Source organism: Streptomyces sp. NPDC045955 (assembly GCF_056430805.1).
Map to the genome: position 1 here is coordinate 310,117 of NZ_JBWKKY010000009.1, position 26,594 is coordinate 336,710.

The 26,594-nt window shown below is 72.1% G+C and carries 28 protein-coding genes; 12 read left to right on the forward strand and 16 right to left on the reverse strand.

Annotated features, from left to right (window positions below; genetic code table 11):
- Positions 1-63: 63 nt before the first annotated feature.
- On the reverse strand, positions 64-531 hold the full coding sequence (locus tag AC07F0_RS21090) for a hypothetical protein (protein WP_478980883.1): 468 nt from the start codon (positions 529-531) through the stop codon (positions 64-66).
- 113 nt (positions 532-644) lie between these two features.
- The gene (locus tag AC07F0_RS21095; RefSeq protein ID WP_478980885.1) at positions 645-1,598 is read right to left on the reverse strand and encodes an ROK family protein; all 954 of its coding nucleotides are present in this window, start codon (positions 1,596-1,598) and stop codon (positions 645-647) included.
- Between the two features lie 160 nt (positions 1,599-1,758).
- On the opposite strand from AC07F0_RS21095, the gene AC07F0_RS21100 reads away from it, so the two are divergent.
- Together AC07F0_RS21100 and AC07F0_RS21105 are read left to right on the forward strand one after the other, a co-directional pair.
- Positions 1,759-2,823 carry a LacI family DNA-binding transcriptional regulator gene (locus tag AC07F0_RS21100; RefSeq protein WP_478980886.1) on the forward strand — a complete coding sequence of 355 codons (1,065 nt, stop codon included), beginning with the start codon at positions 1,759-1,761 and terminating at the stop codon, positions 2,821-2,823.
- A 7-nt stretch (positions 2,824-2,830) separates the two neighbouring features.
- Complete coding sequence (locus AC07F0_RS21105; protein WP_478980887.1) at positions 2,831-3,676, forward strand: hypothetical protein; 846 nt, start codon at positions 2,831-2,833, stop codon at positions 3,674-3,676.
- On the opposite strand, the gene AC07F0_RS21110 is transcribed toward AC07F0_RS21105, so the two are convergent.
- The gene (locus tag AC07F0_RS21110; RefSeq protein WP_478981030.1) at positions 3,622-5,658 is read right to left on the reverse strand and encodes a serine/threonine-protein kinase; all 2,037 of its coding nucleotides are present in this window, start codon (positions 5,656-5,658) and stop codon (positions 3,622-3,624) included. The genes AC07F0_RS21105 and AC07F0_RS21110 overlap by 55 nt on opposite strands.
- A 143-nt stretch (positions 5,659-5,801) precedes the next feature.
- On the reverse strand, positions 5,802-7,103 hold the full coding sequence (locus tag AC07F0_RS21115) for a DUF6986 family protein (protein WP_478980889.1): 1,302 nt from the start codon (positions 7,101-7,103) through the stop codon (positions 5,802-5,804).
- A gap of 194 nt (positions 7,104-7,297) precedes the next feature.
- Between AC07F0_RS21115 and AC07F0_RS21120 the strand changes: the two genes are divergently transcribed.
- Positions 7,298-8,203 carry an endonuclease/exonuclease/phosphatase family protein gene (locus AC07F0_RS21120; protein ID WP_478980891.1) on the forward strand — a complete coding sequence of 302 codons (906 nt, stop codon included), beginning with the start codon at positions 7,298-7,300 and terminating at the stop codon, positions 8,201-8,203.
- 57 nt (positions 8,204-8,260) lie between these two features.
- Here AC07F0_RS21120 and AC07F0_RS21125 read toward each other — a convergent pair whose 3' ends face one another.
- The 4 genes from AC07F0_RS21125 to AC07F0_RS21140 all read right to left on the reverse strand — a co-directional run bounded on the left by AC07F0_RS21125 (position 8,261) and on the right by AC07F0_RS21140 (position 11,273).
- A complete protein-coding gene (locus AC07F0_RS21125) occupies positions 8,261-9,223 on the reverse strand; it encodes an electron transfer flavoprotein subunit alpha/FixB family protein (RefSeq protein WP_478980893.1) in 963 nt (320 codons plus the stop codon).
- 55 nt (positions 9,224-9,278) lie between these two features.
- The gene (locus AC07F0_RS21130) at positions 9,279-10,067 is read right to left on the reverse strand and encodes an electron transfer flavoprotein subunit beta/FixA family protein (RefSeq protein WP_436727811.1); all 789 of its coding nucleotides are present in this window, start codon (positions 10,065-10,067) and stop codon (positions 9,279-9,281) included.
- Positions 10,068-10,284: 217 nt separating this feature from the next.
- On the reverse strand, positions 10,285-10,776 hold the full coding sequence (locus AC07F0_RS21135) for a flavin reductase family protein (RefSeq protein ID WP_478980895.1): 492 nt from the start codon (positions 10,774-10,776) through the stop codon (positions 10,285-10,287).
- Between the two features lie 83 nt (positions 10,777-10,859).
- Positions 10,860-11,273 (reverse strand): TlpA family protein disulfide reductase, encoded by a 414-nt coding sequence (locus tag AC07F0_RS21140; RefSeq protein ID WP_478981032.1) that lies wholly within the window; start codon positions 11,271-11,273, stop codon positions 10,860-10,862.
- Positions 11,274-11,351: 78 nt separating this feature from the next.
- Here AC07F0_RS21140 and AC07F0_RS21145 point away from each other — a divergent pair, with 78 nt between their 5' ends.
- Both AC07F0_RS21145 and AC07F0_RS21150 read left to right on the forward strand, forming a co-directional pair.
- Complete coding sequence (locus AC07F0_RS21145) at positions 11,352-11,768, forward strand: DUF4395 domain-containing protein (protein WP_478980897.1); 417 nt, start codon at positions 11,352-11,354, stop codon at positions 11,766-11,768.
- Between the two features lie 185 nt (positions 11,769-11,953).
- Positions 11,954-12,682 (forward strand): lysophospholipid acyltransferase family protein, encoded by a 729-nt coding sequence (locus AC07F0_RS21150; RefSeq protein ID WP_020271694.1) that lies wholly within the window; start codon positions 11,954-11,956, stop codon positions 12,680-12,682.
- A gap of 36 nt (positions 12,683-12,718) precedes the next feature.
- Here the strand turns inward: AC07F0_RS21150 and AC07F0_RS21155 are convergent, their stop codons facing one another.
- Positions 12,719-13,291: a transglutaminase domain-containing protein gene (locus tag AC07F0_RS21155; RefSeq protein WP_478980898.1), complete on the reverse strand. Its 573-nt coding sequence runs from the start codon at positions 13,289-13,291 to the stop codon at positions 12,719-12,721.
- A 170-nt stretch (positions 13,292-13,461) separates the two neighbouring features.
- On the opposite strand from AC07F0_RS21155, the gene AC07F0_RS21160 reads away from it, so the two are divergent.
- Positions 13,462-14,832 carry a hypothetical protein gene (locus tag AC07F0_RS21160; protein ID WP_478980900.1) on the forward strand — a complete coding sequence of 457 codons (1,371 nt, stop codon included), beginning with the start codon at positions 13,462-13,464 and terminating at the stop codon, positions 14,830-14,832.
- Positions 14,833-14,856: 24 nt separating this feature from the next.
- Here AC07F0_RS21160 and AC07F0_RS21165 read toward each other — a convergent pair whose 3' ends face one another.
- From AC07F0_RS21165 to AC07F0_RS21175, 3 genes are read right to left on the reverse strand one after another with little or no spacing between them, the layout of a single operon-like run.
- Positions 14,857-15,927, reverse strand: a complete 1,071-nt coding sequence (locus AC07F0_RS21165) for a threonine aldolase family protein (protein ID WP_478981034.1) — start codon at positions 15,925-15,927, stop codon at positions 14,857-14,859.
- On the reverse strand, positions 15,924-16,673 hold the full coding sequence (locus tag AC07F0_RS21170) for an SDR family NAD(P)-dependent oxidoreductase (protein WP_436727818.1): 750 nt from the start codon (positions 16,671-16,673) through the stop codon (positions 15,924-15,926). The genes AC07F0_RS21165 and AC07F0_RS21170 overlap by 4 nt, the downstream gene beginning before the upstream one ends.
- Before the next feature lie 41 nt (positions 16,674-16,714).
- Positions 16,715-18,112, reverse strand: coding sequence for a DUF6421 family protein (locus tag AC07F0_RS21175; protein ID WP_478980902.1), 1,398 nt, complete (start codon positions 18,110-18,112; stop codon positions 16,715-16,717).
- Between the two features lie 249 nt (positions 18,113-18,361).
- Here AC07F0_RS21175 and AC07F0_RS21180 point away from each other — a divergent pair, with 249 nt between their 5' ends.
- The gene (locus AC07F0_RS21180) at positions 18,362-19,045 is read left to right on the forward strand and encodes a glycerophosphodiester phosphodiesterase (RefSeq protein WP_478980903.1); all 684 of its coding nucleotides are present in this window, start codon (positions 18,362-18,364) and stop codon (positions 19,043-19,045) included.
- On the opposite strand, the gene AC07F0_RS21185 is transcribed toward AC07F0_RS21180, so the two are convergent.
- Positions 19,035-19,601: a GNAT family N-acetyltransferase gene (locus AC07F0_RS21185; protein ID WP_478980905.1), complete on the reverse strand. Its 567-nt coding sequence runs from the start codon at positions 19,599-19,601 to the stop codon at positions 19,035-19,037. The two genes, AC07F0_RS21180 and AC07F0_RS21185, sit on opposite strands and share 11 nt — an antisense overlap.
- 281 nt (positions 19,602-19,882) lie before the next feature.
- Between AC07F0_RS21185 and AC07F0_RS21190 the strand changes: the two genes are divergently transcribed.
- A complete protein-coding gene (locus tag AC07F0_RS21190) occupies positions 19,883-20,275 on the forward strand; it encodes a VOC family protein (RefSeq protein ID WP_478980907.1) in 393 nt (130 codons plus the stop codon).
- Positions 20,276-20,277: 2 nt separating this feature from the next.
- On the opposite strand, the gene AC07F0_RS21195 is transcribed toward AC07F0_RS21190, so the two are convergent.
- Entirely contained in the window at positions 20,278-21,192 is a 915-nt protein-coding gene (locus AC07F0_RS21195) for an N-acetyltransferase (protein WP_478980908.1), read from the reverse strand.
- A gap of 172 nt (positions 21,193-21,364) precedes the next feature.
- Here AC07F0_RS21195 and AC07F0_RS21200 point away from each other — a divergent pair, with 172 nt between their 5' ends.
- The gene (locus AC07F0_RS21200; protein ID WP_478980910.1) at positions 21,365-22,123 is read left to right on the forward strand and encodes a VOC family protein; all 759 of its coding nucleotides are present in this window, start codon (positions 21,365-21,367) and stop codon (positions 22,121-22,123) included.
- Positions 22,124-22,234: 111 nt separating this feature from the next.
- Positions 22,235-23,287, forward strand: coding sequence for an aldo/keto reductase (locus AC07F0_RS21205; RefSeq protein ID WP_478980912.1), 1,053 nt, complete (start codon positions 22,235-22,237; stop codon positions 23,285-23,287).
- Positions 23,288-23,314: 27 nt separating this feature from the next.
- Here the strand turns inward: AC07F0_RS21205 and AC07F0_RS21210 are convergent, their stop codons facing one another.
- Positions 23,315-23,833, reverse strand: coding sequence for a MarR family winged helix-turn-helix transcriptional regulator (locus tag AC07F0_RS21210; RefSeq protein WP_436727817.1), 519 nt, complete (start codon positions 23,831-23,833; stop codon positions 23,315-23,317).
- On the opposite strand from AC07F0_RS21210, the gene AC07F0_RS21215 reads away from it, so the two are divergent.
- On the forward strand, positions 23,771-23,989 hold the full coding sequence (locus AC07F0_RS21215) for a hypothetical protein (RefSeq protein ID WP_478981038.1): 219 nt from the start codon (positions 23,771-23,773) through the stop codon (positions 23,987-23,989). The genes AC07F0_RS21210 and AC07F0_RS21215 overlap by 63 nt on opposite strands.
- A gap of 110 nt (positions 23,990-24,099) precedes the next feature.
- Here AC07F0_RS21215 and AC07F0_RS21220 read toward each other — a convergent pair whose 3' ends face one another.
- On the reverse strand, positions 24,100-25,758 hold the full coding sequence (locus AC07F0_RS21220; RefSeq protein ID WP_478980914.1) for an FUSC family protein: 1,659 nt from the start codon (positions 25,756-25,758) through the stop codon (positions 24,100-24,102).
- A 202-nt stretch (positions 25,759-25,960) separates the two neighbouring features.
- Here AC07F0_RS21220 and AC07F0_RS21225 point away from each other — a divergent pair, with 202 nt between their 5' ends.
- Positions 25,961-26,521, forward strand: coding sequence for a DUF5134 domain-containing protein (locus tag AC07F0_RS21225; protein WP_478980916.1), 561 nt, complete (start codon positions 25,961-25,963; stop codon positions 26,519-26,521).
- Positions 26,522-26,594: the final 73 nt, after the last annotated feature.

The window sequence follows — 26,594 nt, forward strand, 5'->3', positions numbered from 1 at the left end:
GCCACATCGCACGGACGTTCGGTCGCTTTTCCGAGAAAATCCCGGTATCCCGGACCGCGCCCGTCAGGAGTAGTAGGTGTCGAACGATGCGATCCACCATGCGGCGAGTGGCAGGAGGCACACCTGCACGCAGGCCGTGATCCAGCACCGGCCGAGGACCGCGATCCCGAAGGTCCACCACGCCGTGGCGCGCAGCGCGCTCACCACTCCGGCCTGGTACCCCTGCCCGGTGGGGTCCATCATGCCGGGATAGCCCATCCAGTCCTCGGTGAAGACGCCGTCCGCCCCGAACACGATGGCCGTCGACACGAGCCACAGGTCGGCCAGAAGGGCCGTCACGGCGAGCGCCACGTCGAAGCGCAGATACGCGGGCGCCGGCACCAGCAGCCGCACCGCGGGGTGTCCGTGGCGCCGCATCCACTCCTCCGGCCAGACACGGACGAGCGTGACGACGGCGTACACCAGCGCACCGGCCGCCGCGGCCCATGCGCCCATGAAGGCGAGCCCGAAGAAGAGGATTCCGACACCCACGCCGGGCCAGATGCCGCCCGCGACGGAGCGGTTCCCTCCGCATCAGGAACATGCCGCGGTCAGAAACATGCCGAGTCTCCGGAGATCCCCCGCATGAACGTTCCTGCCCGGTCTCACACCCCCGCCGCGGCCGCGTCCGTCCGCTTCGCCAGCGCTGCCGCCGCCGCGCCCACCAGCCCGGCGTCGGTGCCCATCTGGGCCGGGGCGACGGTCAGATGCCGGACGAAGGACAGCGTCGCGTAGGCGCTCAGGGCCTTGCGCAGGGGGGCGAACAGGACGTCACCCGCCTTGCCCACTCCCCCGCCGATCACGGCGATGTCGATCTCCACGAGGGTCGCGGTCGCGGCGATCCCGGCGGCCAGGGCCTGGGCGGCCCGCTCGAACGAGGCGACGGCGACCGGGTCGCCGGCCCGGGCCGCGGCGGCCACCGCGGCGGCGGAGGTGTCGCCGTCGGGGCCGGGCCGCCAGCCGTTCTCCAGGGCGCGGCGGGCGATGTTGGGACCGCTCGCGATGCGCTCCACACAGCCGTGCGAGCCGCACGGGCACAGATCGCCGTCGAGGTCCACGCTGATGTGGCCGATGTGGCCGGCGTTGCCGGTGGGTCCTGCGTGCAGCCGGCCGTCGAGCACCAGGCCGCCGCCGACGCCCGTGGAGACGACCATGCACAGCGCGTTGTCATGACCGCGGGCGGCGCCCTGCCAGTGTTCGGCGGCCGTGATCGCCACACCGTCGCCGATCAGCTCGACGGGCAGCTCCCCGGCTGCGGCCCGGACGCGCCCGACGAGCGGGTAGTCGCGCCAGCCGGGCACGTTCACCGGGCTCACCGTGCCCGCCGACCGGTCGACCGGACCGGCGCTGCCGATCCCCACGGCCGTGACCCGCGCCCACAGGCGCGCCCGGGTGAGTTCGCCGAGCACCTGCTCCACGGCCCGCATCACGGTGTCGCCGTCCTCCCGGGCGGGCGTCGGCCGCTGGGCGCGGACCAGGATCCGTCCCTGGCCGTCCACCAGAGCGCCGGCGATCTTGGTACCGCCGATGTCGAGCGCGGCCACGAGGTCGGTGTGCATGAGTGTCGGAACTCCCCGTCTACGGTGAAAGAAGTGGCCGGCCAGCAGCGGAACACGGTCCGGAGATTGCGGTGGACAGTCTCCCCCGAGCCTGACAACGTTGTCCAGGCTCTATGCTCGACGCCACATCCTCATACAAACCCAGGACCGACGCACCACCGTGGACGACAGGACAGGACACCGCACCGTGCCCCAGACCAACCTCCGATCCACAGCGCGCTACGGCACCCGGCCGACGATGAAGGACGTCGCGGCACGGGCCGGGGTCGGACTGAAGACGGTCTCCCGCGTCGTGAACGGTGAGCCCGGCGTGACCCCGGAGACGGAGCGGCGTGTCCAGGAGGCGATCGAGGCACTCGGTTTCCGCCGCAACGACAGCGCGCGCGTGCTGCGCAAGGGCCGGACGGCGAGCATCGGCCTGGTGCTGGAGGACCTCGCGGACCCGTTCTACGGACCGCTGAGCCGGTCCGTGGAGGAGGTGGCCCGCGCGCACGGCGCCCTGCTGATCAACGGCTCCAGCGCGGAGGACCCGGACCGCGAGCAGGAGCTGGTGCTGGCCCTGTGCGCGCGGCGGGTGGACGGGCTGGTGGTGATTCCGGCCGGTGACGACCACCGGTATCTGGAGCCGGAGCTCAAGGCGGGTGTCGCCACGGTGTTCGTGGACCGGCCGGCCGGGCACATCGACGCCGACGTGGTGCTGTCGGACAACTTCGGCGGTGCCCGGGACGGCGTCGCCCACCTCATCGCGCACGGGCACCGCCGGATCGGCTTCATCGGCGACATGCCCCGCATCCACACCGCCGCCGAGCGGCTGCGCGGCTACCGGGCGGCGATGGAGGACGCGGGCATACCGGTGGCGGACTCCTGGATGTCCCTCGGTGTCACCGACCCCGAGCGGGTGCGCAGGGCGGCCGAGGAGATGCTGTCCGGCCCGGACCCGGTCACCGCGGTCTTCGCGGCCAACAACCGGGTGACGGTCACCGTGATCCGCGTACTCGCCGAGCACCCCCGCCGCGTCGCCCTGGTCGGCTTCGACGACATCGAGCTCGCCGACCTGCTCCAGCCGGGCGTCACCGTCGTCGCCCAGGACGCGGCGGCCATCGGCCGTACCGCAGCGGAACGCCTCTTCCAGCAGTTGGACGGCACCCTCGTCGCTGCCGAACGCATCGAGCTGCCGACCCGGCTGATCACCCGCGGCTCGGGCGAGCTGCCCCCGGCGGGCTGAGCGGCCCATGGACCATCCCACGGAACATACGGAGCGCAGGGAGCACCTCTCCGATCGCACGCTGCGCGCACTCGGCCTGGCCGAGGCGCCGCGCGAGCACCCCTTGCTCTACCCGGGCGCGTGGCCCGCCGGCTCAGGGCTCCTCGACGGGGACCGCTACCTGCCGCTCGACCGGCTGGTGCACGCGGGCCGCACGCCGGTTCTCGCCATCGGCTCCAACGCCTGCCCAGGGCAACTGCGGCACAAGATGGAGGAGTCCGGGATCATGTCGCCGATCCCGATGGTGAAGGCGCGGGTCACGGGCGTCGACGCCGGTGTGTCGGCGCATGTGAGCCGCATGGGGTACGTGTCGGCCTCGCCGGTCAGCGCCCCGGACACCGTGCGGGAGTTGTTCGTCATCTGGCTCGACGCCGAGCAGCTCGCCGTGATCGACGCGAGCGAGGGCGTGCCGGTGCCGACGGGCAACTACGACCGTGCCTGGCTGCCCTCGCCCGACGTGCGCATCGACCTCGCGGACGGCACCCGCCTGCCGGGCGCGTACGCGTACGTCAACCGGCACGGCGTCCTGCACGACGGCACGGGCGTGCCGCGCACCCACCCGGGCCAGCGGGTGCTGCTCACCGAACTGCTCGTCGGCCTGCCGCGCTTCCGGGAGCTGTTCGGTGTCGTGCCCGAGGAGTTCTGCGCACGGGCCCGCTCCGACCGGCGGCTGTGCGAGCGGGGCACGCGGCTGTTCGCCGAGGAGAAGCTGGTGACGGCCTCCGGACTGGAGCGGTACGCGGCGGTGTCGCTGCGCCCTCAGCAGACCGGGAGCCCGGGGACGGGCGCGTCGTTGTCGCCGCCCTTGATGTAGACGTCGCTGACCCAGACGTCCGTGTTGCCGCTGTCGTCGTCCGTCCTGGCCCACCAGATGTTGGTCCACCGGCCGTCGGTCTCTCGCCGGCCCAGGTTCTGCTGGCAGTAGAAGTAGTTGGTGCCGGCGTCGAGGACGCCGGCCTCGGTACCGGAGGCGGTGTACGACTTGGCGGTCTTCCAGACGGTGCAGTTGTACTTGCCGCCGCCGATGGGGTCGCAGACCGGTGCGGGCGTGGTGGATCCGCCGCCTGTCGTGTCGCCGCCGGTGGTACCGCCGCCCGAGGTCCCGCCGCTCGTGTCGCCGGAGGTGCCGCCGGAGGACTTCGCCGGGGCCGGGACGGAGGGCCGGCCGGAGGACCCGGGCTTCTTGTCGTCCTCGGCCTTCCCGGAGGGGGACGTGCCCTTCTCGTCGCCCTGGGGGGTGGGCCTCTGCTCGTTCGAGCCGCCGTCGGTGCGGCCGGGCCCGGAGGAGGCTGCCGCGTCCACGCCGGCGGCGTCGGTCCGGTTGCCGGGGTCCGTGCCGTCCGAGCCTCTGAGCAGGGCGACCGTGGTGCCGGCCGCTGCGAGGACGACCGTGACGGCCGCGGCGGCGAGCAGGGCGCGGGTCTTTTTGCGGCGGGGGGCGGGGCTCGGGTTCATCGGGCCGGTCGGCGAGGTGCTGCCCGGGGCGGCCGGGCCGAAGCCCTGGGTGCCGGGGCCCGAGGCCTGGGTGCCGGGGTTCGGGCCTTGCGGTCCTGACACCTGTGAGCCGGAGCCCGGGGCCTCGTCGCCCGGGCCCGGAGCCTGCGGTCCTGACGCCTGAGGATCCGGTCCCGGGGCCTGAAGGCCGGCGTTCGGGCCCTGCGAGCCGCGGTCCCCTTGCGCCGGGTGCCCGGTGCCCGGCCCGTCAGCGCCAGGCCGCTGTCCTGCCGCTCCCGGTGCCCCAGCGGCCCCGAAGGCCGCTGCCGCCGGGCCGAACCCGGGCGTGCCCTGGCTCTCGTGCGGCCCGGCAGCGCCCGGCCGCGCCTGCTGCGGCGGCCCGAATCCCGGCGGCACCGACGGGACACCACGCTCCGTCTCCGGGCGCGAGGACGGGGCGGGCACCGGCCCTCGCAGTGATGACGTCGGCGTGTCCGCGCCGCCCATGTCCGCGACGGCCTGGAGCGTCTCGCGGGCCTGTTCCGCCTCCGGGCGGCCCTCGGGACGCTTGTCCATCATCCGCTGGAGGACGGGGGCGAGAGGTCCGGCGCGGCGGGGCTCGGGCAGCGGCTCGGTGACGATCGCGGTCAGCGTCGAGAACGTGGACGTACGGCGGAAGGGCGAGGTTCCTTCGACGGCCGCGTACAGCGTGGCGCCTAGGGCCCAGACGTCGGAGGCGGGACCCGGGTCGGCGCCCTGGGCCCGCTCGGGGGCCAGATAGTCGAGGGAGCCGACGAGTTCGCCGCTGCGGGTGAGGTGCGTGGCCGAACCGTCGCCCGGGTCGTCCATGGTGGCGATGCCGAAGTCGGTGAGGACGACCCGCCCGGAGCGGTCGAGCAGGATGTTGCCGGGCTTCACGTCGCGGTGCAGGACGCCCGCCCGATGGGCGGCGGCCAGGGCGTCCATGACCTTGGCGCCGATCCCGGCCGCCTCGCGCGCGTCCAGCGTGCCGCGCTCGCGCAGTACGTCGTCCAGGGACGGGCCGTCGACCAGCTCCATGACGATGAGGGGACGGCCGTCGACCTCGGCGATGTCGTGCACGGCGATGACGCCGGGGTGGCGCACGCGGGCCGCCGCACGCGCCTCGCGCTGCATCCGCAGGCGCAGAGCGGCCAGTTCGGGACCGGCCGTGTCGGTGTAGGTGCGCAGTTCCTTGACGGCCACCTCACGGCCGAGGACCTCGTCGACGGCCTTCCAGACGACGCCCATGCCGCCGCGCCCCAGCTGGGCCGTGACGCGATAACGGCCTGCCAGCAGCCGGCCGGTCCCGTCGGCCTGCTGCCCGTACTCCCCCGTCGACACCGCTGCCCCGTTCTCGTGACACCACTGGATCGCTGACACGTCAGTGTGTGGCGTACAGAGTACGGGGCGGCGGTGGCACGGACAGGCCGTGGTGACGGCTGTGACAGGGCCGGTACGCCGGGCGGAACCTCGGGGAGAAGCGGTCAGGCGGACGCCGTCAGGTCGCCCCGCCGGGGCACCGCGAAGCTCTCCAGGTCGGCGCGGGTCAGACCGGTCAGCCGGGCGACCTCCCCGATGTCCAGGGCGCCGCAGTCCAGGCCGCGCAGCAGGTAGCCGCTGAGGGCCTTGGCGGTGGCGGGCTCGTCCATGACGTCGCCGCCGGTGCGGTTGGCGTAGCGGGCGAGGCGGGCGGCGGCCTGCTCGAAGCCCTCGCGGTAGAAGGCGAAGACGGCCGCGTAGCGGGTGGGGATGTGGCCGGGGTGCATGTCCCAGCCCTGGTAGTAGGCGCGGGCCAGGGCGCGGCGGGTGAGGCCGTAGTGCAGGCGCCAGGCGGCGTGCACCTTCTCGGCCGGGCCGATGGGCAGGACGTTGGTGGAGCCGTCGCAGACGCGGACGCCGGTGCCGGCCGCGGCGACCTGCATAACGGCCTTGGCGTGGTCGGCGGCGGGGTGGTCGCTGGCCTGGTGGGCGGCGGAGACGCCGAGGCAGGCGCTGTAGTCGAAGGTGCCGTAGTGCAGGCCGGTGGCGCGGCCCTCGGCGGCCTGGATCATGCGGGCGACGGTGGCGGTGCCGTCGGCGGCGAGGATGGACTGGCTGGTCTCGATCTGGATCTCGAAGCCGATCCGGCCGGGCTCCAGGCCGTGCGTCTTCTCGAAGGCGTCCAGCAGCCGTGCCATGGCGGTGACCTGCTCGGCGTAGGTCACCTTCGGCAGGGTGAGCACCAGTCCGCCGGGCAGGCCGCCGGCCTCCATCAGGCCGGTGAGGAAGATGTCGAGGGTGCGGATGCCGCGGGCTCGGACGGGGGCTTCCATGCACTTCATCCGGATGCCCATGTAGGGGGCCGCAGTGCCGTCGGCGAAGGCCTCCGCGATGAGGCGGGCGGCGCGGGCGGCGGCCTGGTCCTCCTCGGCGTCGGGGCGGTTGCCGTAGCCGTCCTCGAAGTCGACGCGCAGGTCCTCGATCGGCTCGCGCTCCAGCTTGGCGCGCACGCGCGCGTGGACGGGCTCGGCGAGTTCGTCCGAGAGACCGAGGACGGCGGCGAAGGAGGCGGCGTCCGGGGCGTGTTCGTCCAGGGCGGCCAGGGCCCGGTCGCCCCAGGAGCGGAGGGTGTCGGCGGCGAAGACGTCGCCGGGGACGTAAACGGTGTGGACGGGCTGGCGGGTGCCGGGGTCTCCGGGGTAGCGGCGTTCCAGTTCGGCGTCGACCGGCGCGAGGGAGGCGCTGATCTCCTCGCTGACGGCGCCCGCGAGGCTCGTCGCCACCTTCTCCTGCTGGCCCTGACCCATTCCGCGACCCTCCTGTTTTCCGCTGTACGGAATCAACAATCCGTAGAACGAAGTTATCGGCCGGTCTTCGCCCTGGTCAACACCGTCTTGCAGTGGGATTCCCCATCCTTCATCCTCGGTCACTGCCGACCCGCCCTCATCTTCCGTATTCAGAAGGCAAGCTTCATCCTGACGTGCAAGGGGAGGGAGACCACGTGCCGAACGAGGTCGGAGTGACGCGCCGCGACGGGCTCAAGGCAGCGGCGGCAGCCGCCCTCGCGGGACCGCTGCTCACCACCGCGGGCCCCACACGGCCCGCTTCCGCCGGCGAGCACCCGGGCGCCCTGAACGTCATGACGTTCAACGTGCGCTTCGCGACCGTCGTCGACGAGACACCGCGCTGGACCGTGCGCCGACCGGTGATGCGAGAACTGCTGCGCCGCGAGCTACCACACGTCATCGGCACACAGGAAGGGCTCTACCAGCAACTGCGCATGATCGAGAAGGATCTCGGCGGGCACTACGACTGGATCGGCACCGGACGCGGGGGCGGCAGCAGGGACGAGTTCATGGCGGTCTTCTTCGACACGCGCAGGCTCGACCCGATCGAGTTCGACCACTTCTGGCTGTCCGACACCCCGTACACGATCGCCTCGAACACCTGGGGCGCTGACTGGCTGCGCATGGTGACCTGGGTCCGTTTCGCCGATCTCGCCGACGGGGGACGGGAGTTCTACGTCCTCAACACCCATCTGGACAGCGTCAGCCAGTACGCCCGGGAACGCTCGGCAGAGCTCATCGGCGAGACGATCGCCGGGTGGGACCGGTCGTTACCGGTCATCGTCACCGGCGACTTCAACGCGGCCGCCCACGACAACCGGGTGCACGACCTCATGCTGGACATCGGCCTGGTGGACGCCTGGGACGCGGCGGCCTCGCGGAGCCCGGCGTACGGGACGCACCACGGGTACCGGGATCTCCGGCCCGGCGGGCGGCGCATCGACTGGATCCTCACCACGCCCGGGGTGACCACGCACTGGGCCGGGATGAACACCTTCAGCAGGAACGGGACGTATCCGAGCGACCATCTGCCGGTGCAGGCCTCGATGACCCTGGGATGAGAAGAGGCCCCCGTGACCGTCTCCGCGGTCACGGGGGCCTTGCACAGCCGGGGCCGATCAGCCCTTGCGGGCCTTGATCTCCTCGGTGAGGGCCGGGACGACGTCGAAGAGGTCGCCGACGACGCCGTAATCGACGAGGTCGAAGATCGGGGCCTCGGCGTCCTTGTTGATCGCCACGATCGTCTTCGAGGTCTGCATACCGGCGCGGTGCTGGATCGCACCGGAGATGCCGGAGGCGATGTACAGCTGCGGCGAGACGGACTTGCCGGTCTGGCCGACCTGGTTGGTGTGCGGGTACCAGCCGGCGTCGACGGCGGCACGCGAGGCACCGACGGCCGCGCCGAGGGAGTCGGCGAGGGCCTCGATGATCGCGAAGTTCTCCGCGCCGTTGACGCCACGGCCACCGGAGACCACGATCGCGGCCTCGGTCAGCTCCGGGCGGCCCGTCGACTCACGCGGCGTACGGCCGGTGACCTTCGTGCCGGTGGCCTTGTCGGAGAAGGTCACGGACAGCGCCTCGACCGCACCGGCGACCGGAGCCGGCTCCACGGCCGCGCTGTTCGGCTTGACCGTGATGACCGGGGTGCCCTTGGAGACACGCGACTTGGTGGTGAAGGACGCGGCGAACACCGACTGCGTGGCCACCGGGCCCTCGTCGCCGGCCTCCAGGTCGACGGCGTCGGTGATGATGCCCGAGCCCAGACGCAGCGCCAGGCGGGCGGCGATCTCCTTGCCCTCGGCGGAGGAGGGGACCAGAACGGCGGCCGGGGACACGGCCTCGACCGCGGCCTGCAGGGCGTCCACCTTCGGTACGACCAGGTAGTCGGCGTACTCGGACGCCTCGTGCGTGAGCACCTTGACCGCGCCGTGCTCGGCGAGCGTGGCGGCGGTGTCACCCGCGCCGTTGCCCAGTGCGACGGCGACCGGCTCGCCGATGCGGCGGGCCAGGGTCAGCAGCTCCAGGGTGGGCTTGCGGACGGCACCGTCCACGTGGTCGACGTAGACGAGAACTTCAGCCATGGGACTTCTTCTCTCCTGCTTGCGAAAGATGAGGGGCGGTCAGCGAATACCGGGCTCAGATGAACTTCTGGCCCGCGAGGAACTCAGCGAGCTGCTTGCCGCCCTCGCCCTCGTCCTTGACGATCGTGCCCGCGGTACGGGCCGGGCGCTCGGCCGCGTTGTCGACCGTGGTGTAGGCGCCCTCCAGGCCGACCTCCTCGGCCTCGATGTCGAGGTCGGACAGGTCCCAGGACTGAACCGGCTTCTTCTTGGCCGCCATGATGCCCTTGAAGGAGGGGTAACGCGCCTCGCCGGACTGGTCGGTCACCGACACGACCGCCGGGAGGGAGGCCTCCAGGTTCTCGGAGGCGGCGTCGCCGTCGCGGCGGCCCTTGACCGTGCCGTCCTCGACCGACACCTCGGAGAGGAGGGTGACCTGCGGCACGCCCAGACGCTCGGCGAGCAGCGCGGGGACGACGCCCATGGTGCCGTCGGTGGAGGCCATGCCGGAGATCACCAGGTCGTAGCCGGCCTTCTCGATCGCCTTGGCCAGGACCAGGGAGGTGCCGATGGCGTCGGTGCCGTGAATGTCGTCGTCCTCGACGTGGATCGCCTTGTCGGCGCCCATGGACAGCGCCTTGCGCAGGGCGTCCTTGGCGTCCTCGGGGCCCACCGTCAGGACGGTGATCTCCACGTCGTCGTCGGAGTTCTCGGAGATCTGCAGCGCCTGCTCGACCGCGTACTCGTCGAGCTCGGAGAGCAGACCGTCCACGTCGTCCCGGTCGACGGTCAGGTCATCGGCGAAGTGCCGGTCGCCAGTGGCGTCGGGCACGTACTTCACAGTGACAACGATCCTCAAGCTCACGCCGGCTCTCCTACTGCATCGTCATTTCCATGCTGCCTACTTGCAGGCAGCATAGGCGCCTCAAGCGGCCGATCCCGGTCGGGGCGATCCACGCTCCGAGCGAAATATTACTCGTCAGTACACCCAGTTCATTCCCGCTAAGCAAGCGCTTTGAACTGTGACCTTCGCAACGCAGCGTAACCGGAACTCGACGGTCACGCAGCCGGGGGCGCACGGATCAGTCGCGCAGGCGGTTGTAACGCCCCTGGTGGTAGAGGAGCGGACGGCCGGTGCCCGTGTGGTCTCCGTACACGACCTCCGCGATCACGATCCGGTGGTCTCCGGCGGGCACCCGCGCGACGACCCGCCCCACCAGCCAGGCCGGCACGCCGTCGAGCACGGGGACTCCCTCGGGTCCGTCCCGCCAGGCGGTGGGCGGCGCGAAGCGGTCGGCTCCGCTGCGGGCGAAGGTGGCCGCCAGCTCCTGCTGGTGCTCGCCGAGGATGTGGACGCCGACATGGCCGGCCGTCGCGATCACGGGCCAGCTGGAGGAGCCGGTGCCGACCCCGAAGGACAGCAGGGGCGGCTCGGCGGAGACGGAGGCGAGGGAGGTGGCGGTGAAGCCCACCGGGCCGGTGTCGCCACGGGCGGTGATCACGGCAACCCCTGCCGCGTGCCGCCGGAAGACCGAGCGCAGGAGGTCGGGCGTGGCGAGAAGGTCCGCAGGCATGGGGTCAGGCTGACGATAAATGGTTGTCGCAGTCAAGTTCGTTCCCGGATGTGGGAGATGGCTCACTGACCGGGTCGCGTCCCTCACACCGCCTCCCCCAGCGCGGCGATCACATCGGCCTTGCGCGGCTGCCCCGTGGCCCGCCGCACCACCCGGCCGTCGGCGTCGAGGACCAGCACGGTCGGGGTCTTGAGGATGCCCAGCCGTCGCACGAGGTCCAGATGGGCCTCGGCGTCGATCTCGACGTGGGTCACGCCCGGGACCATGCCGGCGACCTCACCGAGGACCCGCCGGGTCGCCCGGCAGGGCGCGCAGAACGCGCTGGAGAACTGCACGAGTGTGGCCCGCTCCCCCAGGTCCGCGCCCAGCTCGCCCGCGTCCAGCCGCTTGCCGTCGTCCCGCCCGCGCACCCGCACTCTCCCGCTCCGCCGCCGCTGCAGCACTCCGAAGGCGCTCGCCGCCGCGAGCACCAGTACGCACACCACCAGTCCGGTCATCACCTGCTGCAAGCGTTCACGAGACCGCAAAGATTCCCGCCCACCCCACCGGCCCGTGGTGCGGAATGCTTGGTTCCCATGGACATCGATGCACGAGGGCCGCGTTTCGGCGCAGTGGTGACGACCGTCGTCCTGGCGGTCGTCCTGGTCACGGGGAGCACGTGGCTGCTGGCCTGGCAGACGCTGGCGTTCCTGCTGGGCGCGGCCGGCGGAGTGGCCCGGTCGCCGTACGGACTGCTGTTCGCCAAGGCCGTACGGCCGCGACTCGGGCCGCCGACCGCGTTCGAGGCGCCCGAACCGCCACGTTTCGCCCAGGCGGTGGGGCTGGTCTTCGCCGGCCTGGGGCTCGTCGGCTACGCCCTGGGACCCGGCTGGCTGGGTCTCGCGGCGACCGGCGCCGCACTCGCGGCCGCCTTCCTGAACGCCGCGTTCGGGTACTGCCTGGGGTGCGAGATGTACCTGCTCATGCGGCGGGTGACGGTACGCGCGGAGTAATGGGGGCGTAAAAGCACGAGGTGGGATCCGGCGACTACGTGACGAGAATCTCCTCCCGCGCGGGCACGGGGGCTGGCTACCCGGCCGTTCTTCGGGCACGATCTGCGACAAGCCGTAAACCTACGGCTGCGTAACTTCCACTGGGAATCCCTTCCCAGGCAGAGCAGGAAGGGTCCGGCCCGCCCATGGCAGAGCTCGTCTACCGTCCCGTCGTCGGTTTCGCCCGCACGCTGTTCAAGGCGTGGGACCTCAAGATCGACTGTCAGGGTTCGGAGAACATCCCGCGCTCGGGCGGCGCCGTGCTGGTGAGCAATCACATCAGCTACCTGGACTTCGTCTTCAACGGCCTGGCGGCACTGCCGCAGAAGCGTCTCGTGCGCTTCATGGCGAAGGAGTCCGTCTTCCGCCACAAGATCTCGGGCCCGCTGATGCGCGGGATGAAGCACATCCCGGTGGACCGCAAGCAGGGCGAGGCGGCCTACGCGCACGCCCTCGACTCACTGCGGTCGGGCGAGATCGTCGGGGTCTTCCCGGAGGCGACCATCTCGCAGTCGTTCACGCTGAAGAGCTTCAAGTCGGGTGCCGCGCGCATGGCACAGGAGGCCGGCGTCCCGCTGATCCCGATGGCGGTGTGGGGCACGCAGCGGCTGTGGACCAAGGGCCACCCCCGCAACTTCAAGCGCAGCCACATCCCCATCACGATCCGGGTCGGCGAGGCGATCGAGGCCTCCCGCGACAAGTACGCCGGCGCGATCACCCGTCAGCTGCGCGAGCGCGTCCAGGAACTCCTGGAGGCCGCCCAGCGCGCCTACCCCGTACGCCCCAAGGGGCCGGACGACACCTGGTGGATGCCGGCCCACCTCGGCGGCACGGCTCCGACGCCGGAGCAGGTGCGGGAGGCCGAGGCGCACTGACGCCCGGGCCGGGTCGGCCCGGCCTCCTGTCCCGCCTCAGAGCGCGGTGGGAAGTGTCCGCCACAGGTGGGGCCGGTCGACGGCCGACTTGAGGGTGTCGAGCACGGCCGGGTGAGGCGCGGCGTACAGAACCGGACAGTCGGTCTCGCCGAGCGCCGGATCGGGCGTGAAGGCGAGCCGCTCGCCGTCGAGGGAGAACTGCGCGTCCACCCCCGGTTTGTTGCCCCGGGGGTCCTGGCGGTGCCATGCCCCGTTGAACCGCACGGCGACCAGACCGTGCACGACGTCGAACTTCTGGTAGCACAACGCGGTCGGGATGTCCTCGGCGCGGAGCAGCGCCGCGAGCGCGTGGGCCTTGGCGTAACAGATGCCGGTGCGCTGTTCCAGGACATCGGAGGCGCGCCAGGTGACACGCGGATCGCCCGCATCCTGCGAGTGCGGGATGGCGTCGCGCACGAACTCGAAGGCCTCCTGCGCATACTCATACGAGTTCGCCACCCTCCTGGCCAGCGTGGCCGCCGTCTCGCGAACGAGCGGATGGTGATGGTCTATCGCCTCGTCGGCGGCCAAGTAGGCGGAGAGGTCGGGGTTTTCCTGGATCAGCTGCATGCACGCGGAGCATAGGGACAAGATCAGCACTCGGTCAATTTATTTTCGAGCTTCTGCATATCTATGCATCTTTGGAGAACGGCTGGACATCGCCGCAACCACTCGCCCGGTCACAACCCTTCCCCGGCACCACGGGTCGGCCTCCACAGTTCCGTGACAAGGGGGAAGACATGAAGGACCCACGGCGCCTGCTCGGTGCCGCGCTCGTGAGTGGTGCCCTGACGGCGGCCGGAGTCGGGGCCGGGCCCGCGTACGCCCAGGAGAACCAGCTGTGGATCAACGCGCCGTACGAGACGGTGCTGCCGGGCGCGGACGCGGACGGCGGCGCGCGCGAACGCGGCCTGGCCGTGGAGGTCAGCCGGGACGTCGCCGACGACCGGGTGCCGGCCGGGCGCCTGACCGTCGACGTCAGTGAGATCGCTTCTTTCGCGCGGGTCTCGTGGCCGGCGAACTGCGAACCGGAGTCGGAGGTCAGGGCGGTCTGCGCCGTCCCCGAGATGCCCGCCGGGACGGAGCGCGTGCCGGCCGCGACGTTCGGGCTGCGCGCGCTGCCGGGAGCGGACGCCGGCGCCTCCGGGTACGTGCGCTACTCGGCCGTCGCCGGAGACGCCACGTCCCACCCGGCCGAGACCAGGGTCGGCGTGGGCAACGGCCCGGACCTCGGTCTCAGCCAGGCCGACCACCAGGACGACCTCCGGCCGGGGTCGAGGACGAGCGTGCGGGCCACGGTGTCCAACAGCGGCAACCGCACGGCGGAGCGCACACTGCTGTGGCTCAACGCCTCGTACGGGCTGCGTTTCGAACAGCGGCACGCCAACTGCGAGTACCGGGATCACGACACCGGCACCTCCGCCCTGTGCGTGCTGGACGAGGCGGTGGCGCCCGGGCAGGAGTACACGCTGAACACCGGTCTCGGCGTGGGACGCAACGCCTTGTACGAGCGGTTCGACCACTCCGTCCAGCCCTACTCCGACGAGGCGCTGGCGCAGATGCGCGGCGACTGGACGTGGACCCGGGGCACGGGCGCCGAGCTGGACCTGCGTCCCGTGGCCGCCGCCCGGGCCGCGGCGGCGGACCCCGACATCGACCCGCAGGACAACTACCGGGCCGTCATGCTGAACGCCCGGAACACCGCCGACCTGAAGCTCGGCGGCAGCAGGGTGCGCGGGGCCGCCGGTGACACCGTCACCGCCCGGGTCACCGTGCACAACCGCGGTCCGGCCTGGGTGGCGTCGCTGGGCGCGGGCGCCGCCGTGGCGACGGTGCGGTTCCAGACGCCGGAGGGGACCACGGTCATGGGGCTGCCGGAAGAGGACTGCTGGACCTCCGAGGACGGCACGGCCCCGACGACCTACTCCTGCAAGACGCCGATCCACCTGCACGACAAGGCGTCGTACACCTTCGAGATCCCGTTGCGGATCGACCGGGTGGTGCGCGGGGCCCGCACCACCGTCGCCACCGTCAACGACGATCCCGAGCTGAGCATCAGGGAGTTCGACCCGAACCTGCGCAACAACAGCGCGCGGATCGTCGTCAACTGACGCGGGATCGGCGAGGAGATGGCCTCAGCAGGCCATCTCCTCCTTCAGTGCCGCGACGAACGCGTCCACGTCCTCCTCGGTCGTGTCGAACGCGCACATCCAGCGGACGTCGCCCGCGGCCTCGTCCCAGAAGTAGAAGCGGAACCGCTTCTGAAGGCGCTCGCTCACGTCGTGCGGCAGGCGGGCGAACACCGCGTTGGCCTGCACCGGGTAGAGGATCTCCACGCCGTGCACGGCGCGTACGCCCTCGGCGAGGCGCTGGGCCATCTCATTGGAGTGGCGGGCGTTGCGCAGCCACAGGTCCCGGGCGAGCAGGGCCTCGAACTGCACCGACACGAAGCGCATCTTGGAGGCCAGCTGCATGGACAGCTTGCGCAGGTGCTTCATGTGGCTGACGGCGTCCTGGTTGAGGACCACGACCGCCTCGCCGAACAGGGCGCCGTTCTTCGTGCCGCCCAGGGAGAGGATGTCGACGCCGGCGGCGTTGGTGAGCGTGCGCATCGGGACGTCCAGGGTGGCCGCGGCGTTGGCCAGCCGGGAGCCGTCCAGGTGCACCTTCATGCCGTGCCCGTGGGCGTGCTCGCACAGGGCGCGTATCTCGTCCGGCGTGTAGACCGTGCCGAGCTCGGTGGCCTGGGCGATGGAGACGACCTGGGGCATCGCCCGGTGCTCGTCGTCCCAGCCGTAGGCCTGCCGGTCGATCAGCTCGGGTGTGAGCTTGCCGTCGGGCGTGGGCACGGTGAGCAGCTTGAGGCCGCCGACCCGCTCGGGCGCCCCGCACTCGTCGACGTTGATGTGCGCGCTCTCGGCGCAGATCACCGCGCCCCAGCGGTCGGTGACCGCCTGGAGGGCGACGACGTTGGCGCCGGTGCCGTTGAAGACCGGGAACGCCTCGGCCGTGGGCCCGAAGTGGCTGCGGACCACCTGCTGGAGGTTCTCGGTGTACGCGTCCTCGCCGTAGGCGACCTGGTGCCCGCCGTTGGCCAGGGCCAGGGCGGCGAGCACCTCCGGGTGGGCGCCGGCGTAGTTGTCGCTGGCGAATCCGCGGACCTCGGGGTCGTGATGACGACGGGCGTCGGTCTTCGGCGGGTTCACGGCTTCTCGGTGAGCCACAGACGGTTTCCGTTCACTTCGGCGGCGGGCTTGTCCCAGATGCCGGTGATGGCCTCGGCCAGGTCCTTGACATCGGTGAAGCCCGCGAACTTCGCGTTGGGGCGGTCGGCACGCATGGCGTCGTGCACCAGTGCCTTCACCACCAGGATCGTGGCCGCCGAGGTCGGGCCCTCGGGGCCGCCTGCCTTGCGGAAGTAGTCGGCCATGGCCAGCGTCCACGCCTCGGCCGCCGCCTTGCCCGCGGCGTACGCGGCGTTGCCCGCGGTGGGCTTGCTGGCGCCCGCCGCGCTGATCAGCACGTACCGGCCGCGGTCGCTGCGCTGGAGCGCCTCGTGGAAGGCCAGGGACGTGTGCTGCACGGTACGCACGAGCAGCATCTCCAGGAAGTCCCAGTCGTCGAGGCTGGTCCGGGTGAAGGTCTCGCTGCCGCGCCAGCCGCCGACGAGATGGACCAGGCCGTCGACGTGACCGAAGTCCTTCTCGATGCGGGTGGCCCAGTCGCGGGTGGCCCGCAGGTCGAGCAGGTCGACCGTGTCACCGGTGACGGTGGCGCCGCCGGTCGCGTAGCTCGCCGCGTCCACCGCCTCCGCCAGCCGCTCCGGGTCGTTGTCCGAGCCGATGACGGTGGCCCCCGCCTCGGCCAGCCTGAGCAGCGCGGCCCGCCCCGCGGGTCCTCCCGCTCCGGCCACCGCGATCACCGCGCCGCTGAGCGCCCCGTTCCCCGCCATGGTCTTCGCCTCCTGAGCCGTGTTCTCGCTTCGCCGATCGCTCACGCGGCGATCCGCTCGGCGCGGTCCGCCGTGATGCCCTTGGTGGAGGCGATCACGTTCTTGAGCTTCTTGGACAGTGCCTCATAGAACATGCTCAGCGGAAACTCGTCCGGAAGCACGTCATCGACGAGTTTGCGCGGCGGCTGCGTCAGATCCAGGGCGTCCGGGCCCTTGGCCCACTTCGAGCCGGGGTGCGGCGCGAGGTAGGTGGAGACGAGCTCGTACCCGGCGAACCAGTGGACGATCTTGGGTCGGTCGATGCCGTCGCGGTACAGCTGCTCGATCTCGGCGCACAGCTGGTTGGTGACCTGCGGGGCGCGTTCCCAGTCGATGGAGAGCCTGTTGTCCCGCCAGCGGACGACGTCGTGCTTGTGCAGGTAGGCGAAGAGGAGCTGGCCGCCGAGGCCGTCGTAGTTGCGCACGCGCTCGCCGGTGACCGGGAAGCGGAACATGCGGTCGAAGAGCACCGCGACCTGCACGTCACGCGCCTGGGGCACGCCGTCCCGCTCCAGCTTCACGGCCTCCTTGAAGGCGGTGAGGTCGCAGCGCAGCTCCTCCAGGCCGTACATCCAGAACGGCTGACGCTGCTTGATCATGAACGGGTCGAACGGCAGGTCGCCGTGGCTGTGGGTGCGGTCGTGAACCATGTCCCACAGGACGAACGCCTCCTCGCAGCGCTTCTGGTCGTGGACCATCGCGGCGACGTCCTCGGGCAGCTCCAGGCCGAGGATCTCGACGGCGGCGTCGGTGACCCGGCGGAAGCGGGCGGCCTCGCGGTCGCAGAAGATGCCGCCCCAGCTGAACCGCTCCGGGGCCTCGCGCACGGCGATCGTCTCGGGGAAGAGCACCGCGGAGTTGGTGTCGTAGCCCGCCGTGAAGTCCTCGAACTTGATGCCGCAGAACAGCGGGTTGTCGTAGCGGGTGCGCTCCAGTTCGGCCAGCCAGTCCGGCCAGACCATGCGCAGCACGACCGCTTCGAGGTTGCGGTCCGGGTTGCCGTTCTGCGTGTACATCGGGAAGACGACCAGGTGCTGGAGTCCGTCCGCGCGATTGGCGGCGGGCTGGAAGGCCAGCAGCGAGTCGAGGAAGTCGGGCACCTGGAAGCCGCCGTCGGCCCACCGGGTCAGGTCCTTGGCCAGGGCCTCGTGGTAGGCGCGGTCGTGCGGGAGCAGCGGGGAGAGCTCCAGCACCGCGTCCGTGACCTGGCGGACGGCGAGCTCGGCGTCGGCCGGGCCGGGCGCGCCCTCGGCGTCGAAGTCGATCGAGCCGTCCTTGGACTGCCATGGCCGGATCCGCTCCACGGCATCCTTGAGCACGGGCCATGCCGGGTGGTCCACCACCCGGGCCACGGGAGGAACCTGCTCCTCCGAACCCACCTGCACAAGAATTTCCGTCATGTCACACCTTCCACGGGAGAATCTCGCGTACGCAGACCGTATACACACGAGGTTCCTCCCAGCAAGGGCCACCTCGGGAAAATATCCTGCCTCACCCCGCCCTGCACCGCACTTTTTCCTGCCAGTCACCCTTCTGCCCGCACGCACGCCGACCATGCCCTCGCCCTCTGCACAGGGCCCGTGCAGGCGATACGGTCAGGTGGGCCGTCAGGCCCCCAGTGCCGCCTGTCGACGGAAGAGAGTCCCGTCTTGAACTTCCTCACCATCGGTCACCGCGGAGTCATGGGTGTGGAACCCGAGAACACCCTCCGGTCCTTCGTCGCCGCGCAAGAGGCCGGTCTCGACGCCATCGAACTCGATCTGCATCTGAGCAAGGACGGCGCGCTCGTCGTCATGCACGACACGGACGTGGACCGCACCACCGACGGCACCGGGCCGATCGCCGAGAAGACCCTCGCCGAGCTGCGTGCCCTGGACGCGGGCCGGGGCGAGCGGGTGCCGGTCTTCGAGGAGGTCCTGGATGCCGTGCGGACGCCGCTCCAGGCGGAGATCAAGGACGTGCAGGCGGCGCGGGCGCTGGCCGAGGTGATGAACCGGCGCGGGCTGGCCGGCCGGGTGGAGGTGTCCTCGTTCCACGACGAGGCGATCGCCGAGATCAAGCCACTGGTGCCGGGGGTGCGCACGGCGCTGATCGCCAGCCGCTACGGCACCGACATCGTGGACCGGGCCGTCCAGGCGGGTGCCGAGACCGTCTGCCTGAACATCCGGCGGCTCACCCTGGAGATCGTGGAGCGGGCCCGCAAGGCCGACCTGAGGATCATCGGCTGGGTGGTGAACACGCAGGACCATCTGCGTCTCGTCCGCGCCTTCGGGCTGGACGGCGCGACCACGGACCAACCGGACATCAAGCGCACGGGCCGCTTCACGGCGTAGAACCGGTCCCCGGTGACGGGGCGAGCTCCTTGACCAGCAGTTCGAACTGCAGGTCGTCGCGCTGCGGGACGCCGAAGCGCTCGTCGCCGTACGGGAACGGGGTCATCCGTCCCGTACGGCGGTAGCCGCGCCGCTCGTACCAGGCGATGAGGTCGTCGCGCACGGAGATCACGGTCATGTGCATCTCCGTCGCGCTCCACGTCTCACGGGCCAGCCGCTCCGCCTCCGCGAGGATCACCTTGCCGAGTCCCGCGCCCTGGAGCCGCGGGCTGACCGCGAACATGCCGAAGTAGGCGTGGTCTCCCCGGTGCTCCAGCTGGCAGCAGGCGACGATCCGCCCCTCCCGCTCCACCGTCAGCAGCCGGCCGTCGGGCGACTTGATGACGGCCAGCACCCCCTCCGGGTCGGTCCGCTGCCCCTGGAGGATGTCCGCCTCGGTGGTCCACCCGACCCGGCTCGCGTCGCCCCGGTACGCCGACTCGATCAGCGCGACCAGCTCGTCCACATCGGCATCCGTGGCATCGCGGAAGGTCAGTCCGGTGGCGGCGGTGTCCATGGGCGTAGGTCTCCGTTTCGTAGGGCGCGCGGGCAGGGATGAGAGTAACTCCGCCACTAGGTCGTGTCCGCAAAGTCCCGTCGTCCGCCCGGAGGGCGGGCCCCGCGGCGCCTGGTGCGTGCTCTCGGCGCGCCGGGCGGAGTCCCTCCTACTGGATGTACTCGGGGCTTCGTCCGGTGCGGCGAGTGGAGGCACCTCCCACGCCCTTGAGGCAGTGGGGGGAGCGTGCCAGGCGCCGCGAGGCAGGCGGGACTTTGCGGACACGGCCTAGGCTCCGGTGCATGGTGCATGTACTCAGCAGCCGGATTCTGCTCCGTCCCACCGACCCCGAGCGCTCCCGTGCCTTCTACGGGGAACAGCTCGGGCTCGCCGTGTACCGGGAGTTCGGTTCGGGGCCGGAGCGCGGGACCGTCTACTTTCTCGGCGGGGGCTTCCTGGAGGTCTCGGGCCGGTCCGAGACCCCGCCCGTGCCGGCCACGCGGCTGTGGCTCCAGGTCGCCGACGCGGCGGCGGCGCAGGACGAGCTGCGGGCGAAGGGCGTGGAGATCGTCCGGCCGCCGGTGAAGGAGCCCTGGGGGCTGGTCGAGATGTGGATCGCGGATCCGGACGGTACGCCGATCGTGCTGGTGGAGGTCCCGGCGGACCACCCGATGCGCTACCGGCCGGGCATCTGAGGTCACCCGGGGCGGTGCTCCCAGCCGCGGTCGGTCCGGGTCAGTTCGCGAAAGCCCGCGCCCGTCAGGTGCCCGAGCATGGTGCTGTCGGCGGCGGATTCGTAGGCGACGAGCCGGTCCACGCCGCACAGCCGGAGCCAGTCGGCGGCCTGGGCGAGCAGCAAGTGCTCCAGTCCGGTGCCGTGCTGCGCCGGGTCGATGTGCAGGTTGCCGATGTCGGCCAGGCCGGCGGCGCGGGCGTGCCGTTCCGGGCGGGCCAGGGCCGTGTCGATCTCGACGAAGCCGAGGGCGCGGGTGCCGGCGCGGGCCGTGAAGCGGGTGCCGCACTCCCCCAGCGTGCGCTCGAGCGTGACATCCGGCCGGGGCTCGGGCTCCGGCAGGTCGGCCACCCGGGCGATCAGGATGACCTCGGTGTCCCCGGCGTGCTGGAAGCCCGCGCGGGCGTAGACGGCCCGGATGTGCGGCCAGTTGCGGGGCAGTCCGTAGACGAGGGGGGCGGGCAGCGCGCCGTCGGCGTACCGGACGCGGGCGTTCCAGCGGGCGAACTGTGCCAGGCACGCCCGCATCAGCAGGTCCGCGGCCTGGTCGGCGTCCGGCCAGAAGGACGCCGCCGGACGGCACACGAACCAGTGGATCTCGGCGGCGTCCCGGTAGGCCTCGCCGACCTCGGCGTCGGCGCGGTAGCGCAGCAGATGGGCCGCGGCGACGACGTACTCGCGCTGCTCGGCGACGAGCGTCGTCCGCTCGGCCACCCACGGGTCGGTGATGAACTCACCGGGCTGCCGCTCCAGGTCGCTGAGGACGGTGTTGACCGAGACCGAGACTCCGGGGACGACGGCCGCCACGTGCATGTTGACCAGGTCGGTGAGCTGGTCGCGGTCGGCTCGGCGGAAGGGGCGCACCTCGAGCGCGGGCATGGGAAACCTCCGGGCAGGGAGAAGGAGCTGGAGGCCGCCACGCGGTGCGGTACGGGGACGAGGGTATGCCGGGCCGGTGCGGCACACCAGTGGGTTTCCCCGGATGGCAGGGGGAACGGGCTGCGGCTTAGCGTGCTGGAGAGGCCCGGGGACTCCCTGCGGAAGGAACGCCATGAAGCTCGACGCACCGGTGACCGGCGGGCCCTGCTGGGCCGAGCTGGGGACCACGGACCTGGAGGCGGCCCAGCGGTTCTACACGAGGCTGTTCGGCTGGCGGCCCGAGACGGACCCGCGTCAGGAGGCGGGCGGCTACACCGTCGCGCACCTCGGGGACGCGGCCGTCGCCGCGCTCGCACCGCTGTACCAGCCGTCGCAGCCGGTCGCGTGGAACGTGTCGTTCGCGGTGACCGACGCGGACGCCGCCGTCCGTGAGGTGACCGAGGCCGGCGGGGCGGTGCTGTTCGGCCCGACGGACGTGTTCGACGCGGGCCGGTTCGCGGTCGCCGCCGACCCGGCCGGTGCCGTGTTCCAGCTGTGGCAAGCGGGCACGTTCCCGGGCGCCGGGCTGTTCAACGCGCCCGGTTCACTGGGCTGGGCGGAGCTGTACACCCGGGACCCCGAGCAGGCCGTGACCTTCTACAGCCGGGTGTTCGGCTGGACCGTCGATGCCGCGGAGCGGTACACCCAGTGGGGTGTCGACGGGGCGGACTTCGGCGGCATGGTGACGATGGACGACAAGTTCCCGCCGGAGGTTCCGGCGCACTGGCTGCCGTACTTCGCCGTGGCGGACGTGGACGCCACGACGGCCGTCGTCCAGAGGCTCGGCGACGTTCTGATGGTCCCCACCTCCCTGCCCGGCGGTCGGCGCATCGCGGTGCTGCGGGACCCGCAGGGGGCGATGTTCGGTGTGTACCGGGCGGGCACGGCCTAGGACCCCTCTCCAGGGCTTGAGCGACGGGCGTGGGAGGCCGGGGCCGTGGTTTGCGTTGAAGTGCGCTCCAGCTCATAGCGTCGTGTGGACGACCTGCCCGGAGGGAAGACCGTGCGTTACACACTGTTCGGCAAGACCGGTCTGCGCGTGAGCGAGCTGAGCCTCGGCGCCATGACCATCGGCGACGACTGGGGCTGGGGCGCCGGCAAGGAGGCCAGTGCCCGGATCGTCGACGCCTACGCGGAGGCGGGCGGCAACTTCATCGACACCGCCAACAACTACACCGACGGCAGCTCGGAGCGGATCCTGGGTGAGCTGCTCCAGGGCCGGCGCGACACGTTCGTGCTGGCCAGCAAGTACACCTGCGGGATCCGCGACGGCGACGTCAACGCCGCGGGCAACCACCGCAAGAACCTGGTCCAGTCGGTGGAGGCGAGCCTTGAGCGGCTGCGCACCGACCGGCTGGACGTGCTGTGGGTGCACGCCCGGGACAACTTCACGCCCGTCGAGGAGGTCATGCGGGCGCTGGACGACCTGGTCCGCACGGGCAAGGTGCTGTACGTCGGTGTCTCGGACTGGCCGGCCTGGGAGATCGCGCAGGCCAACACGATGGCGGAGCTGCGGGGCTGGACCGCGTTCGCCGGATCACAACTGCGCTACAGCCTGCTGGAGCGGACTCCGGAGCGCGAACTGCTGCCCCAGGCCCGGGCGTTCGACCTGGCCGTGCTGGCCTGGGCGCCGCTCGCGGCCGGGAAGCTCACCGGCAAGTACCGCAGGGGCGAGACGGGGCGGCTGGACACCACGGGCGGGGACGTCGACCCGCGTGAGGAGGCGGTGATCAGCGCCGTCCTGGAGGTCGCCGAGCAGGGCGGCTGGAGTCCGGCCCAGGTGGCGCTTGCGTGGCTGCTGGCCCGGCCGGGCAACGTGGTCCCGATCATCGCGGCGACCAAGGAGAGCCAGCTCACCGACAACCTGGGCAGTGTCGACGTCCGCCTCGACGCGGACGCCCTCGCCCGCCTCGACGAGGTGAGCGCGGTGTCGCTGGGCTTCCCGCACGACTTCGTCCGCGATCCGGCCATCACCCGGAACATCTACGGCGACCGCTGGCCGGCGATCGACGACCGCCGCTCCACACACCGCCGCACGGCGCACGATGTGCTCTGACGGTATGGGCGGGCCGTGATGGACGCCTCAGCTCCGCAGCGCGCCCAGGCGGCCTTCCAGCTGGGCGAGCAACTCCCCGAGCAGGGCTGCCAGTTCGCCCTGGTCAGGGGCGTCCAGGCCGGACAGGGCGGCGGTCTCGTAGGCGAGCTGGGCGGGCAGGATGCCGTCGACGAGTTCGCGTCCGGCGTCGGTGAGGCGGAGATGGGCGACACGGCGGTCGCGGGTGTCGCCCCGGCGTTCGACCAGGCCGCGTTCGGTCAGCTGCTTGAGGCGTTTGGTGACGGCGGCGCCCGAGGAGAAGGTCTCCCGGGCCAGTTCCCCTGGAGTCAGCTCGTGCCCGGTGCGGCGCAGCGCGCCGAGCAGATCGAACTCGGGACGGGTGAGTCCCGCCCTGCGCAGCGGCGCGTCCTCGGCCTGCTGGAGCAGGGCGGCGCAACGGTTGATCCGCCCGATGATCTCCATCGGACCGGTGTCCAGCCCGGGATGGACGGCCTGCCACTGCCGGACGACGGCGGCGACGGTATCGCCCCGCCGCTGCCCGCCCAGGTCACCACCGACCGGTGCCCGCCTGGTCGCTGGGGGCTCACCCTCCAGGCCTGCGGCGGCCGCAGGGGTTTCACCGGCCAGAGCCGCAGCTGCCTCACGGCCCGGATTCCCACCAGCCGCAGAGGCATCGCCGCCCTGGCCGGCTTCGGCGGCTGAAGCTCCGCCGCCCAGGGCGGAAACCTCCGGCCCCGGGTCCGCGGCCCCGCTCGCCGACTGGGGGCCCTCCCCCGGGCCGCCTCCGCTGGGCGATGGTCCATCCGTCGCCGTCATGGCCGTGCGTCCTCCGTCTTCGTGTCCGTGCCCCGGTCCGGGAGCAGCCCCTGGCGTCGTGCCGTCGCGGCGAGCGTACGGTGTCCGGACTGTTCGGCGAGCACGACCCGCTCCTGGGGCAGGGCGCGCTGCCACCATTCGCCGGCCGCCGCGTCGACGGTGGCGCGCAGATCGGCCAGGGCGACGGCGAGTGCGCGGCGGGCGGCCTCCAGGGCGGCGGGGTCGGGGTGCGGCTCGGCCAGGAGACGGGCGGCGCGCTCGCGGGCCCGGTCGGCGGCGGTCAGGGCGCGTTCGACCCGGTCGCCCGCCCTCCGGTTGGTGACGGCCAGGGCGGCGGCGAAGCCGACCAGGGCGCCGACGACCGTGTCCACGAGCCGCTCGGTCATCAGCTCGCCCGGCTTCTGGTACCGGGCGAACTCGGTGACGAGCAGGGCCATGGGGGTCACGCAGACGCTGCCGAGCCAGTAGTTGCGGCTGATCAGCAGCTCCGCGCCGAAGCTGAACGCGAGGCAGCACACCACGAGAGCCGCCCGGCCCAGGTGCGCGAACGGTACGACGGCCGCGAAGACGAGCACTCCGACGACGTTGCCCACCACGCGCTGGACGGCCCGGCTCCAGGTCAGGGCGATGTTCGCCTGGTAGAGCGAGGCGGCGGTGACCAGGGCCCAGTAGGGGCGGCCGATGCCGAGGGCGAGGGAGGCGTACCCAGCGAGCGCACAGCCGAGCGCGGTGCGTACCGCGAGCGGCGTCAGCGGGCCGAGCCGCGCCCAGAGGCCGCGGGCCGCGTCCACAGCGACGAGTTCGCCGGCGGCCACCCGCGGCAGCCCGGCCCGCGGGACGGGGCCGGTGCCGCGCAGTGCGTCCGCCCATGCCCGCAGCCGGCCGGCGTCCGCCTCCGTGGGTGCTGCGAGGGCCACCTCGGCACGGACGACGAGCCCTTCGAGGGCCCGCCGGGTACGGGACCGGGCGCCGGCGGACAGCAGCGACTGCCAGGCGGCCTGCACGGCGGCGTAGCCCGCGGCGCGGGCCCGGCCCTCGCCGGTGCCGCTCGTGTCGGCGTACGCGGCGGCGGCCTTCAGCGCGGTGGCGGTGGCGCGGCGCTCCGGGCCGTGCGGGCGGACCAGCGCGGACGCCATGCAGACCAGCCAGGCCCAGCCACCCGTCGCGGCGGCCAGTGCCAGATGACCGGGGACCTGGGCGAGGGTCTGCGGCGCGAACAGCGAGGCGGAGCTGACGAACGTGAGGACGACATGGCCGGGCGGTCCGATCCGGGTCGCGTCGCACAGCGCCTTCTGCGCGGCGGCCAGCAGCGCGCCGACGGTGACCAGCACCACGGCGCTGCCGGTGAGCGAGGCCGCGACCAGGGCGACGGCGAGCCCGCCGAGCATGCCGAGCACCACCCACATCAGAGCCCCGGCCCGGGCGGCGTAGGGCCGGTTGTGGGCGTACAGCGCGCACAGGGATCCGGCCATCGTGTACATCGCCAGGTCGAGCCGGCCGAGCGCCAGCAGGGTGAGGTTGGGCGGGGCGATCGCCGCGACCACGCTCAGCGCGGGCTTGAACCAGATGTCCGAGGGACGGCCGACGCGCAGCACGCCCGCCAGCGGGAGACGCCGGGCGGGCGGGGAGACGGGGGCGGGGGTCGCACTGCTCATGGACAGAAGATTAACAGGTATTTTACTCGTAAAACGATATCCCCCATCACTGGCGGATGTCACCTCCGAGGACATCCCCTCACCTGCTGTGCTCCGGCGAATGCTCCCCGTTTGCATCCTTGCGCTCGCGTGCGCGCCGCACGGCCCGGGCATCGATGGACCGACTGCCGAGCTGACCGACCGTCGAGCGGGGAGGACGCGCGTGCACGGACCGGCTACGCCCGGCTGGCTGCTGGTGGCGCTCTGCGCGGTGACCGGCGCCTACTGCCTGGTGCGGATGCGCAGCGGCGCCGGGGAGGAGCGCGGCGCCGCGGGCGGTGAGGCGCTGATGGGTTTCGGGATGGCCGCGATGGCCGTGCCGACGGCGGCGTTCACTCCACCGCCGTGGGCCTGGCTCGCCTACGCGGTGCTGTTCGGGGCGGCAGCGGTCCCCGCGCTGTGGGCGGCGCGGGGAGGCGCGCACCACCTCCACCACCTGGTGGGGGCCGGGGCCATGGTCTACATGTCCGTCGTCATGGCGGGCGCTCCCGCACACGCGCACGGACAGGGGGGATCGGGGGTCCCGCTCGTGACGGGTGCGTTGCTGCTCTACTTCGCCGGATACGTGCTGATGACCGGCGTCCGGCTGGTGCCGGTGGCCGCCCTGGCGGGCAGTGGGGCCGGGGGCGGCGGGTCCGCCGGGTGGGGCGACCGGCCGGAGCTGGCGCGGGCCTGCCGACTGTCCATGGGGATCGCGATGGTGGCGATGCTGCTGACGCTGTGAGCAGGACCGTCCCGGCCCGCCGTACGGATCCGTTGTCTGCGTCACTTCGGCGCCACAAGTCGTATCCCTGCGC

Excerpts from the sequence above, each read along its gene's own strand:
- AC07F0_RS21105 (WP_478980887.1), top strand. The coding sequence starts at position 2,831 with ATGGACCATCCCACGGAACATACGGAGCGCAGGGAGCACCTCTCCGAT.
- AC07F0_RS21170 (WP_436727818.1), bottom strand. The coding sequence starts at position 16,673 with ATGGCGGGGAACGGGGCGCTCAGCGGCGCGGTGATCGCGGTGGCCGGA.
- AC07F0_RS21200 (WP_478980910.1), top strand. The coding sequence starts at position 21,365 with ATGAAGCTCGACGCACCGGTGACCGGCGGGCCCTGCTGGGCCGAGCTG.
- AC07F0_RS21150 (WP_020271694.1), top strand. The coding sequence starts at position 11,954 with ATGGCAGAGCTCGTCTACCGTCCCGTCGTCGGTTTCGCCCGCACGCTG.
- AC07F0_RS21125 (WP_478980893.1), bottom strand. The coding sequence starts at position 9,223 with ATGGCTGAAGTTCTCGTCTACGTCGACCACGTGGACGGTGCCGTCCGC.
- AC07F0_RS21145 (WP_478980897.1), top strand. The coding sequence starts at position 11,352 with ATGGACATCGATGCACGAGGGCCGCGTTTCGGCGCAGTGGTGACGACC.
- AC07F0_RS21195 (WP_478980908.1), bottom strand. The coding sequence starts at position 21,192 with ATGCCCGCGCTCGAGGTGCGCCCCTTCCGCCGAGCCGACCGCGACCAG.
- AC07F0_RS21160 (WP_478980900.1), top strand. The coding sequence starts at position 13,462 with ATGAAGGACCCACGGCGCCTGCTCGGTGCCGCGCTCGTGAGTGGTGCC.
- AC07F0_RS21220 (WP_478980914.1), bottom strand. The coding sequence starts at position 25,758 with ATGAGCAGTGCGACCCCCGCCCCCGTCTCCCCGCCCGCCCGGCGTCTC.
- AC07F0_RS21155 (WP_478980898.1), bottom strand. The coding sequence starts at position 13,291 with ATGCAGCTGATCCAGGAAAACCCCGACCTCTCCGCCTACTTGGCCGCC.
- AC07F0_RS21190 (WP_478980907.1), top strand. The coding sequence starts at position 19,883 with ATGGTGCATGTACTCAGCAGCCGGATTCTGCTCCGTCCCACCGACCCC.
- AC07F0_RS21215 (WP_478981038.1), top strand. The coding sequence starts at position 23,771 with ATGGACGGCCTGCCACTGCCGGACGACGGCGGCGACGGTATCGCCCCG.
- AC07F0_RS21140 (WP_478981032.1), bottom strand. The coding sequence starts at position 11,273 with ATGACCGGACTGGTGGTGTGCGTACTGGTGCTCGCGGCGGCGAGCGCC.
- AC07F0_RS21115 (WP_478980889.1), bottom strand. The coding sequence starts at position 7,103 with ATGGGTCAGGGCCAGCAGGAGAAGGTGGCGACGAGCCTCGCGGGCGCC.
- AC07F0_RS21095 (WP_478980885.1), bottom strand. The coding sequence starts at position 1,598 with ATGCACACCGACCTCGTGGCCGCGCTCGACATCGGCGGTACCAAGATC.
- AC07F0_RS21185 (WP_478980905.1), bottom strand. The coding sequence starts at position 19,601 with ATGGACACCGCCGCCACCGGACTGACCTTCCGCGATGCCACGGATGCC.
- AC07F0_RS21175 (WP_478980902.1), bottom strand. The coding sequence starts at position 18,112 with ATGACGGAAATTCTTGTGCAGGTGGGTTCGGAGGAGCAGGTTCCTCCC.
- AC07F0_RS21135 (WP_478980895.1), bottom strand. The coding sequence starts at position 10,776 with ATGCCTGCGGACCTTCTCGCCACGCCCGACCTCCTGCGCTCGGTCTTC.